The following is a 12757-nucleotide window of genomic DNA, read 5'->3' on the forward strand; positions in this document are numbered from 1 at the left end:
GGCGCCCCGTTAAACCACGATGGCCGCAGGCAGGTATTGCGCAGTGGGCACCCCGGCATGGATGCCGGGGTAGCCGCGACACGGCCAGGGATGGCCGATCGCGGCGGGCCCACGGAGCAATGCCTGACTGCGGGCATGCCGAGCCTAGGCGAGGCACCGAGTGGTGGGGCAAGAGCGCTTTGCTTACTTTGGCGCTTCTCCAAAGTGAGCCGCCGTAAGGGCGGAACCCTAAGTGGCCGTGACCGCAGCAACGGATATGTACTCACACCCAATAACCAAAAAAAGCGAGTTGTGTAGATACCTATGCCTATCGCAGGCAAGCCAGTTCCCACACAAGCCCCCCCATTTGAATTACGGTGAAATTTCGCTTTTCTATAGGCAAAAAAAAGCGGCACACCGACCAAGTGCACCGCAAACATGCCGTGAAGCACAGCAACAACGATTCGGTAAAGCCAATCAGTCCAGCAGCGCCAGCGCCTCAGCGGTGACTTCCTGGATGCGCGCCCAGTCGCCGTTCTTGATCCACTCCGGATCAAGCATCCAGCTACCGCCCACGCACATCACGTTTTTCAACGCCATGTAGTGTTTGATGTTGGCCGGGCCAACGCCGCCAGTGGGGCAGAATTTCACTTCGCCAAACGGTCCGCCCAGGGCCTTGATTGCCGCCACACCGCCGCTGACTTCCGCCGGGAACAGTTTGAAACGACGATAGCCCAGGCCATAGCCTTCCATGATGCCGGAGGCATTGCTGATGCCGGGCAGCAGCGGGATCGGGCTGTCGACACTGGCTTCAAGCAGGTCACGGGTAATACCGGGGGTGACGATAAACTGCGAACCCGCCGCCTCGGCAGCCGCCAGCATGGTGCGATCGAGCACCGTGCCCGCGCCCGTCACCAACTCCGGACGCTGCTCACGCAGGACCTGGATGGCCTTGAGGCCGAACTGCGAGCGCAGGGTCACTTCCAGCGCGGTCAAGCCACCCGCCGCCAGGGCATCGGCCAGGGGCAGAATGTCCTGTTCGCGGGCAATGGTGATCACTGGCAGGATCCGCGCCTTGGCGCAGAGGCTGTCGATCAGGGCAACTTTATCCGCCATGGACACGGTCGGGTGAGGGCTTTTCATAGCGGCTGATCCTTGGCTCATGGGCACCAGTAAATCTCTAGAGTGGGTTGCAAAAACGCGCGAATCGGCATGCCGGCAACATCGTCGCTGGCCAGCGCTTCGCTCAGGGTATGGAGTTTCGAATCGCCGGCAATCGACAACACGGTGTAACGGGCGCTGGCCAGCAATGCACGACTCATGGTCAGGCGCTGATGGGGCACGCTCGGCGCCAGCATCGGCCAGCACCGGCGGGTGCCATCGGGTTGCAGCGCTTCGGCCAGGTTCGGGCTGTTGGGGAACAGCGACGCGGTATGCCCGTCATCGCCCATGCCCAGCACCAGCACATCAATCGCCGGCAGTTCGGCCAGCAGGCGATCCGCCTGCTCGGCAGCGCCGTCCAGGTTCGCGGCGGCGCTGTAAAGGCTCAAGAACTTGGCCTTGGCCGCCGGGCCTTGCAGCAGATGTTTCTTCAACAGGCCAGCGTTGCTGTCGGCATGTTCCACCGGCACCCAGCGCTCATCGGCCAGGGTAATGGTGACCTTGGACCAGTCCAGGCCCTGGCTGGCCAGGTTCTGGAAAAACGCCACCGGGCTGCGGCCACCGGACACCACCAGGGTCGCCTCGCCACGGGCACTGATGGCCGCGCGCAGTTGTTCGGCCACGTCGTTGGCCAAGCCTTCGGCCAGCAGTACCGGCGTGCGGTACTCATGAGGTGTTACGCCCTGGGGCAGTTTCAAATCAGATATCGCCATACCACGACCTCCCATCCCGCGTGATCAGTGCAATGGAGCTCATCGGCCCCCAGGAACCCGCCGCATACGGCTTGGGTGCATCACCGGATTTTTTCCACCCGGCGATCAACTGGTCACACCACTTCCACGCGGCTTCGATTTCATCTTTACGGACAAACAGGTTCTGATTGCCGCGCATCACTTCCAGCAACAACCGCTCGTAGGCATCGGGAATCCGTGCGCTACGGTAGGTGTCGGAAAAATTCAGTTGCAGTGGCCCGCTGCGCAGTTGCATGCCCTTGTCCAGGCCCTGCTCCTTGGTCATCACGCGCAAGGAAATACCTTCGTCCGGTTGCAGGCGGATGATCAGCTTATTGCTGATCTGCAGGCGCTGTTCGGGGGCAAAGATATAGTGGGACGGTTCCTTGAAGTGGATAACGATCTGCGACAACTTTTGCGGCATGCGCTTGCCGGTGCGCAGGTAAAACGGCACCCCGGCCCAACGCCAGTTGCGAATATCGGCCCGCAGGGCGACGAAGGTTTCTGTATCGCTCTGGGTGTTGGAGTTATCTTCTTCCAGGTAACCCGGCACCGGCTTGCCGGCGCTGTAGCCAGCAATGTACTGGCCGCGCACGACCTGGGTGGTCAGGCCTTCCGGGCTGATCGGCGCCAGGGCCTTGAGCACCTTGACCTTCTCGTCGCGGATGCTGTCGGCGGACAAGTCGGCCGGCGGGTCCATGGCGATCAGGCAGAGCAGTTGCAGCAGGTGATTCTGGATCATGTCCCGCAGTTGCCCGGCCTTGTCGAAGTAGCCCCAGCGGCCTTCGATACCCACCTGCTCGGCCACGGTGATTTCCACGTGGGAGATGTAATGCTGGTTCCACTGGGTTTCAAACAGGCTGTTGGCAAAACGCAGGGCAATCAGGTTCTGCACCGTCTCTTTGCCCAGGTAGTGGTCGATGCGGTAAGTGCGGTTTTCCGGGAAAAACTGCGCCACGGCGTCGTTGACCTTGCGCGAGGACTCCAGGTCCGAACCGATGGGTTTCTCCAGGACCACCCGGGTATTTTCCGCCAGGCCGACCTTGGACAGGTTCTCGCAGATCGCGCCATACACCGCCGCCGGGGTGGCGAAGTAGGCGATCAGGCGTTGTTCGGTGCCGGCCTTGGCGGCCAGGGCCACGTAGTCATCGGCATTCATGAAATCGACATGCACATAGGCCAGGCGCGCGAGGAAGCGCGCAGCTACCGCTTCATCCAGTTCCTGACCGACGTATTTGCGCAGTTCGCGCTCGATATGGTCCAGGTGCTGCTGCTCGGAGCCAGCTTCACGGGCCAGGGCCAGGATGCGGGTGTCGGCATGCAAGAGCCCGGCGCCATCGAGTTGATAAAGGGCAGGAAATAACTTGCGCAGCGCCAGATCACCCAAGGCGCCAAACAGGGCAAAGGTGCAGGGTTCCACGGTTATCGAAGGCATGATGTTTGTTCTTTTATCAAGTTAAGCTACAAATACCTTTTTTCAAGGCATCACTCAAGGAAAAATGTAGTAATAACCACAACATTTTCCCAAAATACGCATTGCGAGTGGTGGTGTTCAACTACCCTCAGTAGGATAGGCCACCGCCAAGGGCCGCTCGTCGACCGGTTACTGGCCCTTACTTGCATCGTCGCCCGAAGGAAAGACTGAATGGACCGCGTGCGCAATCTTCTGGAACAGATCCGGAACCGCCTCGAAGAATTGAACAAGGCCGAGAAAAAAGTCGCCGAGGTCATCCTGCTCAACCCACAGCAGGCGACCCGCTTCTCGATCGCTGCCCTCGCCCAAGCCGCCTCGGTCAGTGAACCGACGGTCAACCGTTTCTGCCGCTCGTTCGGCGTCAGCGGTTACCCTGAACTGAAATTGCAACTGGCGCAAAGCCTGGCCAGTGGCGCGGCCTATGTCAGCCGCGCTGTGGAGGCCGATGATAACCCCGAGGCCTACACGCAAAAGATTTTTGGCAGCGCCATCGCTTCATTGGACAGCGCCTGCCAGGCCCTGGACCCCGCGCTTATCAGCAAGGCCGTGGACTTGCTGATCCAGGCACGGCAGATCCACTTCTTCGGCCTCGGTGCTTCGGCGCCAGTGGCCATGGATGCCCTGCACAAGTTCTTCCGTTTCAACCTGTCGGTGACGGCCCACGCCGACGTATTGATGCAACGCATGATTGCCTCGGTGGCGCATACCGGCGAGCTATTCGTGATCATTTCCTACACCGGCCGCACCCGGGAATTGGTGGAAGTGGCGCGCATTGCCCGGGAGAACGGCGCCTCGGTGCTGGGCGTGACGGCCGAAAACTCGCCATTGGCCAAGGTCAGTACGGTGAGCTTGAACATCCCGCTGCCGGAAGACACCGACATCTATATGCCAATGACCTCGCGGATCATTCAGTTGACAGTGCTGGATGTGCTGGCGACCGGCATGACCTTGCGCCGTGGTGTGGATTTCCAGCCCCATCTGCGCAAGATCAAAGAGAGCTTGAATGACAGCCGGTATCCGGTGGGGGATGAGTTCAACTAAAGCTGGAATCGCCTCCAGCAGGGCCAGCCCAGCCCGCTACCTTGTGGGAGCGGGCTGGCCCGCGATGAGGCCCAGGGCAACACCACTACCCCCCCGCCCGGGCCTGCAAACTCAAATGCGCCCTCTCCCCCGGCGCCAAGCTGGCCCCAGCCATGGCCGACTCCACACACACAAAGCCCGATGCCTCGTTAAAGCTCACCCCCAGCAATGGCCGGCTGCCCGGATGCCAGACCACCGTGTCAGCACTGTCGCCAGTGTCGATGCACAGTTCGCGCTGCCAGGCGTGGTCCTTGAGCTGCAACTCCCCCTCATGCTGGAACACGCGCTGGCAGCCGCCATCGACGCGCAACTCACCTTGCTGCTGGCAAACCTGACGACTCAACTGGTCGTAACCCTGCGCCCCGTCGAGCCCAGACAGCGCTATCTCGCCCACGTTGCCAATCCGCCAATAGGCGTGCAAAGCGTGGCTCAACTGGCACGGCAGCTCATCCTGATGCTCGGTGCTCAGGCGCAGTTCGAGGGTTTCGCCCAGGTGCGCATGCAGGTCCACCTGCCAATCGCACAGCTGCAATTGCCAATGCAGGCGCACACCGTCGTCATCGGTGCTGCTGTCCAATAGCTTCCAGTCAATCAAGCGTGCCCAACCATGGGAGGGCCAGGCGTTTTCGCTGGGATGGCGGCCATACCACGGCCAGCACACTGGCACGCCGCCACGGATCGCCCCGACCTGCGGCCACTTGGCCGCGCACCACAGCCATGGCTTCTGGCCCGTGGGTTGGAAATGCAGCAACTGCGCGCCCTGGCGGCTGAATACCGCCTGACACAGGGGATGGTCAATCACCAATACGTCGCGCATCTGGAAGCGCTCCCAGGCGAATATCGGTTGCTCGCGCAGGGATTTGAAAAAGCGTTGCAGCGGATGCTCATGCATGTGCCACGGTCCTGTAGATCACTATCGCTCACCTCTTTGGTGAACCTGTGGAAGCTGGCTTGCCAGCTCCCACACGCGTTATGCGCACCCGCTCAAAAAAAAGCGGATAGCCATGGCTACCCGCAAAATGCGCACAGAGAGAAGGAGCTTATCGCAACCGCGTTAGAACACCGACTGAATTTTCAGACCGGCGACCAGGGCGTTGTCGACTTTATCCACGCCACCTGGGTGGGTGACGTATTGCAGGTTGGGACGCACGGTCAACCAGTTGGTGACGTGGAAGCCGTAGTTGATTTCGTAGTTGTACTCGGTGCCGCGCAGTGGCGCATAACCTGCCTGGCTGTAATCGGTGAAACCGCCCGCTTCGTTCAACAACTCGGCGTTCTTGCGCACGTCATCGTTGACATGCAGGCGAGCAGCACCAATGCCGACGTCATCTTTTGGACGCGCATCGAATGGGCCTTTGTACACCAGCATGATCGACTGATAGTTGTCGACCGTGTTGGTTTCCTTGTCGTGGAAGGTGGCGTTGGCCGCGATGTTCAGGCCGCGGGAAGCGTCGCCGTTATGGGTGGTGAGCTGCTGCTGGGCAACGAACCAATAGCCTTTTTTGCTGCTGCGGGTACGGTAGTCTGCGCCAGTGGTGGCCGCATTGTCGCCGTTGACGTCTTCACGTACATCGGGAGCATCGGCGGCGCTCTTGTAGTAACCCACACGGTATTCGCCCGGCAGGTTATTGACCTTCGGCGACCAGACCAGCTCCACCGGAATCACGGTGCCCTTGGTGCCACTGCCGCTGAGCTTGAAGCCGTTGCCGTGCTCCAGCTGCGAGGGGTTCTGGTTGTACGCGCCGATCTGCGCATACAGCTCAGGCGTGATGTGGTACTTCACGCGGATCGCGGCCTGGCTGACCGGCCAGTTGTACCAGGTGTTGACGTAGTTACCCACTTGGGAACCGCAGAACGAGAGGTTCTGGAAGTCGCACGGGAAGGTGTTGAAGTCTTCGCCTTCACCGAAGTAACCGAGTTTCACATCCAGCTTGTTGTCGAACATCTGGTGCTGAATCCAGAACTGGGTCAGGCGCACCATATGGCCACGGCCGTACACTTCTTGAGACGAACTCAAGGTGCCGGCACGCGGGTCGCCAATGCGGTCATTGGAGATGTTGCGGCCATTACGGCTGGTCATCTGGATCTTGGCCTGGGTGTTGTCCCAGCCCCAGAGTTTTTGCAGGTCCAGCGCTACGCCGAGGCCGAACTGGTCAGCATAACGACCGGTCTTGTCATCGTTGTAGCCGCCGTGGGCGTTGTAGCCCGCTTCCCCAACGTAGTCGGCCTTGATGTCGATACCCCGCTCGATCAGCTTGGTCCGCTCGCCGCCCCAATCGCCGGTCATCCACTTGGAATCGGCACTGAAGGCCTCGTCTGCCATCGCATTGGCGGACAAAACCAGCGCTGCCGCTGCTGACAGCTGGCAGATCAAGCGAGTGTTGTTGTGTTGCTTTTTCATCCCTACATCCTCGTCTTTATTGTTATTAACTGTTTTTATCTAACGCGGTTTACAGCTATTTCCGAAACATCCACATCGAATGTGTGGGAGCGGGCTTGCTCGCGATGGCATCACTGCGGTGTGCCTGGTAGACCGAGCGGCCTGTATCGCGGGCAAGCCCGCTCCCACATTTTGATTTTCAGCGGCCTTTAAATTGGGTGACGTTGTCGGCGTGTGGCACTGGCACTGACGCGGCGGTGCCCAGGCGTTCGCCGGTCTTGGCGTCGAACAGCAGCACCTTGGCCGGATCGAACTGCAAGGTCAGGCTCTCGCCCACTTGCGGCGCCACATCCGGCGCCAGGCGGCAGCAGACCTTGGTGTCATTGAGCTGCACGAACACCAGGGTGTCCGGGCCTGTGGGCTCGGTCACCTGGACTTCGGCACGAATGCTCGGCAAGCCATTGCCCTCGCCGCTGGCCAGGACAATTTGCTCCGGGCGCAGGCCGAGGATCACATCGCGGTCTTCAAGGCCCGCATCGTTCATGCCCAGTGGCAATTCGCAACGCGCCTGGCCGCTGTCGAGCAGGGCCAGCAGGCGGCCCTCCTTGCGTTGCAGGCGCAGGGGGATGAAGTTCATCGGCGGCGAGCCGATAAAGCTCGCCACAAACAGGTTGGCCGGATCGTTGTAGATGTCTTTCGGCGTGCCGAACTGCTGGATGATCCCGTCCTTCATCACCGCCACTTTGTCGCCCAGGGTCATCGCTTCGATCTGGTCGTGGGTCACGTAGACCGTGGTGGTTTTCAGGCGCTGGTGCATCAGTTTCATTTCGGTGCGCATCTCGACCCGCAGCTTGGCGTCGAGGTTGGACAGTGGCTCGTCAAACAGGTAGATCTTCGGCCGCCGCGCCAGCGCCCGGCCCATGGCCACACGTTGTTGCTGGCCGCCCGAGAGCTGGCCCGGCTTGCGATTGAGCAGGTGCTCGATCTGCAGCAGCTTGGCCACCCGCGCCACTTCCTCGTCGATGTCGGTCTGGCTCATCTTGCGGATTTTCAGGCCGAACTCGATGTTCTCGCGCACGCTCATGGTCGGGTACAGGGCGTAGGACTGGAACACCATGGCGATATCCCGGTCCTTGGGGCTCATGCCGCTGACGTCCTGGTCACCGATCATGATCGCGCCGCCGCTGATGTTCTCCAGGCCGGCGATGCAGTTCATCAAGGTCGACTTGCCGCAGCCCGAGGGCCCGACAAGAATCAGGAACTCACCGTCCTTGATCGACAGTTCGATGTTCTTCAGGGTGTCCGGCAGGCCGGCACCATAGGTCTTGTTTACGTTGCGAAGTTCGAGCGTAGCCATGATTACCCCTTGACCGCGCCAGCCGTGAGGCCGCGCACGAAATACTTGCCTGCGACCACATAGACCAGCAGGGTCGGCAGCCCGGCGATCATCGCCGCCGCCATATCAACGTTATATTCCTTGGCCCCGGTGCTGGTGTTGACCAGGTTGTTCAGCGCCACCGTGATGGGCTGCGAATCACCGCTGGAGAACACCACACCAAACAGGAAGTCGTTCCAGATCTGGGTGAACTGCCAGATCAGGCAGACCATGATGATCGGGGTCGACATCGGCAGAATGATCCGACGGAAGATGGTGAAAAATCCTGCGCCATCCAGGCGCGCAGCCTTGACCAGCGCATCCGGAATGCTCACGTAGTAGTTGCGGAAGAACAGCGTGGTGAATGCCAGGCCGTAGACCACGTGCACGAACACCAGGCCGGTGGTGGTGCTGGCCAGGCCCATTTTGCCGAGGGTGAACGAGGCCGGCAGCAAGACGGTCTGGAACGGCAGGAAGCAGCCGAACAACAACAGACCGAAGAACAACTGCGAACCGCGAAAACGCCACATCGACAGCACGTAGCCGTTCAACGCGCCGATGGTGGTGGAGATCAGCACCGCCGGGATGGTGATCATGAACGAGTTCCAGAAGTACCCGTTTACCGTGGCCCAGGCCTTGACCCAGCCGATCCCGGTAATCACCGTCGGCCAGCTCAGCAGGTTGCCGGTGCTGATGTCTTCCGGGGTCTTGAAGCTGGTCAGCAGCATCACCACCAGCGGCACCAGGTACAGCACCACGGCCAGGATCAGCACCGCATGGATCGCCAGGCGGCTGAAGCTGATGGAAGGTTTGGCGAGACTAGTCATGGCGCTTGGTCCTCAGCTCGGAGTACAGGTAAGGCACGATGATCGCGAGGATCGCGCCGAGCATCAGGATCGCACTGGCCGAGCCCATGCCCATCTGGCCGCGACTGAAGGTGAAGGAATACATGAACATCGCCGGCAGGTCGGACGAGTAGCCAGGGCCACCCGCCGTCATTGCCGCCACCAGGTCAAAGCTCTTGATGGCGATGTGCGCAAGGATCATCACCGCGCTGAAGAACACCGGGCGCAGGCTGGGCAGCACCACGCTCCAGTAGATACGCGGCAGGCTCGCGCCGTCGATCTGTGCGGCACGGATGATCGACTGATCAACCCCACGCAGGCCGGCGAGGAACATCGCCATGATAAAGCCCGAGGCTTGCCATACCGCCGCAATCACCAGGCAATACACCACGCGGTCCGGGTCGATCAGCCAGTCCAGCCGGAAGCCTTCCCAGCCCCAGTCGCGCAGCAGTTTGTCCAGGCCCATGCCGGGGTTGAGCAGCCATTTCCAGGCAGTACCGGTGACGATCATCGAGAGCGCCATCGGGTACAGGTAGATGGTGCGGATAAAGCCTTCGCGGCGGATGCGCTGGTCGAGAAAGACCGCCAGCAGCACGCCGATCACCAGGGTGATGCCGATAAACATGCCGCCGAACAGCGCCAGGTTTTTGCTCGCCACCCACCAGCGGTCGTTGTCGAACAACCGTGCGTATTGCGCCAGGCCCACCCATTTGTAGGTGGGCAGGAAGGTGGAGTTGGTGAACGACAGCACGAACGTCCACAGGATGTAGCCATAGAAGCCCACCAGGACGATGAACATGCTCGGGGCCAGCACCAGTTTGGGGAGCCAGCGCTGCAATGCATCGAACGGCGAGGCCTTGCTGAACACAGCAACAGAACTCATGGGGAAATCCAGGGCAGGGAGTAAGGGACTAATGGATAACCTTGTGGGGGCCGGCTTTAGGTGGGGGCTGGTTTGCCTGCGATGGCATCACCTGGGTGTCACTGCTACACCGAGGCGCCTGCATCGCGGGCAAGCCCGCTCCCACACTGAAACCGATTGCCCCTAGGGGTTACTTGGCAGACTTGATCGCCGCGCCAAGTTTCTTGGCGGTGTCGGCCGGGTCGGCTTTCGGGTCGTTGATGAAGTTGGTCACCACATCAAAGAACGCGCCCTGCACCGCCAGCGTGGTCGCCATGTTGTGCGCCATGCTCGGTTGCAGGCCGCCGGACTTGGCATCCACCAGGAAGTCCTTGGCCGCCGTCTGGGCGCAGCTGTCGAAGCCGTATTTGGCCATGTCGCCGAGCATGTCGTTGCGCACCGGGATCGAGCCCTTGTTGATGCTGAAGACCTTCTGGAAGTTCTCACCCAGCACGACCTTGGCGATGTCTTGCTGACCGGCCGAGGTGCCGGCATCTTTCTGCTTGAACACCGCCAGGGAGTCGATGTTGTAGGTGAAGGCCTTGTCGGTGCCCGGGAAGGCTACGCACTCGTAGTCCTTGCCGGCGATTTTCTTGGCGGCTGTCCACTCGCTCTTGGCCCAGTCACCCATGATCTGCATGCCGGCCTTGCCGTTGATGACTTTGGCGGCTTCCAGGTTCCAGTCCTGGCCCTTGCCGTCGGCGTCCATATAGGTCGCGACCTTTTTCAGCTCGGTCAACGCCTTGACCATGTCCGGGCCGGTCAGGGTCGCGTTGTCGAGGTCGACCAGGGCTTTCTTGTAGCCGTCCACGCCCATGACCGAGAGCACCACGGCTTCGAACACCGTGCTGTCCTGCCAAGGCTGGCCACCGTGGGCGAGCGCAATGAAGCCGGCAGCCTTGAGCTTGTCACCGGCGGCATAGAATTCTTCAAGGGTCGTAGGGTTTTTGCTGATGCCGGCTTTCTTGAAGACTTCAGGGTTGATCCACAGCCAGTTGACGCGGTGGATATTCACCGGCACGGCCACGTAATCACCTTCGTACTTCACCGTGTCGGAGACTTTCTTGTCGAGCAGTTCGTCCCACTTCTCGGCCTTGGCCACGTCCTTCAGGACGTCGGTGTCGAGCAGCCCGGTGGACGCCCATTCCTGGATGTCGGGGCCTTTGATCTGGGCCACGCCTGGCGGGTTGCCGGCGACCGCGCGGCTTTTCAGCACGGTCATGGCCGTGGCACCGCCGCCGCCTGCGACGGCCCCGTCTTTCCAGGTAAAACCGTCTTTCTCAACTTGGGCCTTCAGGACATCCACCGCCGCCTTCTCACCGCCCGAGGTCCACCAATGCACAACTTCAACCGTCCCTTTGGAGTCGGCGGCAAATGCACTGAGGGGAAACAACGAGGCAATGGAAATAGCAACGGCGAGGCGATTAATCGCGTTCATCTGAGTACCTTTTTCTTGTTGTTATGCATGCAAGTCTGGAGCTTGCGCTGCATAGGATTCTAAACAGGGATTTTTGCCAGGCACGTAACAAAGGGACGGGCAAATGTCACCACTTGGTGACATAGCAACCGGCCCCCAGCGCACTGGCCATGCTTGGGGATAACGGCAGGCCCGGCAGCAATACGGCCTGCCAGGCATGGTACAGGTCCGGCTTGCCCCCCCAGATCTTGCTGGCGGGCAGGTTTTGCGGGTCGAGTTCGTGGTGCCAACTGCCCAGGACCCGGTCGATCAGGTGGGTTTCACAGAACTCCCAGAAGCGCCGGTACCAGACCTCGTAATGCCACTCGCCGGTGCGCTTGAGCAGGGCCTGGGCGGCCGCGCTGGCTTCGGCGTGGGTCCAATGCAGACGCTCGCGCACCACCGGGCGGTAGTGCCAGTCCAGGGTGTAGACCAGGCCCGGGCCACCGTCCACCGACCAGCCATACTCGCAGGCGCTGGCGAACAAAGCCTTGGCATCCTCCAGCAACCACGCTGGCGTGACGAGCCCCACCTGCTGGCGTGCGGCTTCAAGGTGCAACACCAGGCGCGCCCATTCAAAGCCGTGCCCGGGAGTGATGCCGTAGGGGCGAAAGCCGTCGGCCGGGTTATCTTCGTTGTAACGGTGCAGGGGTTGCCAATAGCGGTCGAAATGCTCGATCACCATAAATTCATTGGCGGCGGCGTGCCGATGGATCACCCGTTCGACAATACGCAGCGCCCGCCCCAGCCAGCGCGTGTCGCCGGTGACATCGGCCAGGGCCAGAAAGGCTTCGGTGGCGTGCATGTTGCTGTTGGCGCCGCGATAGGCTTCTTCACCGCTCCAGTCCCGAGCGAAGGATTCAAGCATTGCGCCCTCCTCCTCGCACCAGAAATGCTGGTCGATGATCTGCATGGCATCCGTCAACAGAGCTTGCGCCCCAGGGGCACCCGCCACCACGGCGGAACTGGCGGCCAGGGCGACAAAGGCGTGCAGGTAGGCGGCCTTGCCCGTATTGCCATCACCCGCGCCGGCGACGGCAAACCAGCCGCCATGCTCGGCATCCCGCAACGGGCCGCCGAGGCTGGCCACACCGTGCTCCACCAGCTCGGCATAGCCCGGCAGCCCTTGGGCGTGAGCCATGGCGAAGCTGTGGGTCATGCGGGCGGTGTTCATGGTTTCGGCGTGGGCATCGACGGGCAGACGGCCCTGTACATCGAGGTTGCCGAAGCCTTCAGGCAGCCGCGAGGCCTTGGCAAAACCCAGCAGGCGCTGGCCTTCGGCGGCGAGCCAGGCGTGATGGGCAGGGGCGTTCAGCCAACTGCTGGCAGGCAGTGGTTGCATGATCATGGGTGGCCCTTTTTGTTTTTATGGGAT

At 61.1% G+C, this 12757-nt stretch carries 11 protein-coding genes; 1 reads left to right on the forward strand and 10 read right to left on the reverse strand.

The features are described 5' to 3' along the window. Positions 1-456: 456 nt before the first annotated feature. From HBR93_RS00005 to zwf, 3 genes are read right to left on the reverse strand one after another with little or no spacing between them, the layout of a single operon-like run. Positions 457-1122 (reverse strand): bifunctional 4-hydroxy-2-oxoglutarate aldolase/2-dehydro-3-deoxy-phosphogluconate aldolase, encoded by a 666-nt coding sequence (locus HBR93_RS00005; RefSeq protein WP_057439953.1) that lies wholly within the window; start codon positions 1120-1122, stop codon positions 457-459. A gap of 17 nt (positions 1123-1139) precedes the next feature. After that, positions 1140-1853 (reverse strand): 6-phosphogluconolactonase, encoded by a 714-nt coding sequence (gene pgl, locus HBR93_RS00010; protein ID WP_169959654.1) that lies wholly within the window; start codon positions 1851-1853, stop codon positions 1140-1142. Next, on the reverse strand, positions 1840-3306 hold the full coding sequence (zwf, locus tag HBR93_RS00015) for a glucose-6-phosphate dehydrogenase (protein ID WP_057439956.1): 1467 nt from the start codon (positions 3304-3306) through the stop codon (positions 1840-1842). The genes pgl and zwf overlap by 14 nt, the downstream gene beginning before the upstream one ends. 219 nt (positions 3307-3525) lie before the next feature. Here zwf and HBR93_RS00020 point away from each other — a divergent pair, with 219 nt between their 5' ends. Then, positions 3526-4386, forward strand: coding sequence for a MurR/RpiR family transcriptional regulator (locus tag HBR93_RS00020; RefSeq protein WP_169866643.1), 861 nt, complete (start codon positions 3526-3528; stop codon positions 4384-4386). A gap of 85 nt (positions 4387-4471) precedes the next feature. Here HBR93_RS00020 and HBR93_RS00025 read toward each other — a convergent pair whose 3' ends face one another. The 7 genes from HBR93_RS00025 to HBR93_RS00055 all read right to left on the reverse strand — a co-directional run bounded on the left by HBR93_RS00025 (position 4472) and on the right by HBR93_RS00055 (position 12730). Next, positions 4472-5317 (reverse strand): D-hexose-6-phosphate mutarotase, encoded by an 846-nt coding sequence (locus tag HBR93_RS00025; RefSeq protein ID WP_057960488.1) that lies wholly within the window; start codon positions 5315-5317, stop codon positions 4472-4474. A gap of 162 nt (positions 5318-5479) precedes the next feature. After that, entirely contained in the window at positions 5480-6826 is a 1347-nt protein-coding gene (locus tag HBR93_RS00030; protein WP_057439963.1) for a carbohydrate porin, read from the reverse strand. A 178-nt stretch (positions 6827-7004) separates the two neighbouring features. Continuing rightward, a complete protein-coding gene (ugpC, locus tag HBR93_RS00035; protein WP_169959655.1) occupies positions 7005-8162 on the reverse strand; it encodes a sn-glycerol-3-phosphate ABC transporter ATP-binding protein UgpC in 1158 nt (385 codons plus the stop codon). A gap of 2 nt (positions 8163-8164) precedes the next feature. After that, entirely contained in the window at positions 8165-9007 is an 843-nt protein-coding gene (locus tag HBR93_RS00040) for a carbohydrate ABC transporter permease (protein WP_057439965.1), read from the reverse strand. Continuing rightward, on the reverse strand, positions 9000-9908 hold the full coding sequence (locus HBR93_RS00045) for a sugar ABC transporter permease (protein ID WP_029296391.1): 909 nt from the start codon (positions 9906-9908) through the stop codon (positions 9000-9002). Before HBR93_RS00045 ends, HBR93_RS00040 begins: the two co-directional genes overlap by 8 nt. Before the next feature lie 169 nt (positions 9909-10077). After that, positions 10078-11364 (reverse strand): ABC transporter substrate-binding protein, encoded by a 1287-nt coding sequence (locus tag HBR93_RS00050; protein WP_057439967.1) that lies wholly within the window; start codon positions 11362-11364, stop codon positions 10078-10080. A gap of 106 nt (positions 11365-11470) precedes the next feature. Next, positions 11471-12730 (reverse strand): AGE family epimerase/isomerase, encoded by a 1260-nt coding sequence (locus tag HBR93_RS00055; protein ID WP_169959656.1) that lies wholly within the window; start codon positions 12728-12730, stop codon positions 11471-11473. Positions 12731-12757 lie beyond the last annotated feature (27 nt).

This window comes from Pseudomonas sp. WS 5411 (genome assembly GCF_012985595.1).
Classification (GTDB): Bacteria; Pseudomonadota; Gammaproteobacteria; order Pseudomonadales; family Pseudomonadaceae; genus Aquipseudomonas; species Aquipseudomonas shahriarae.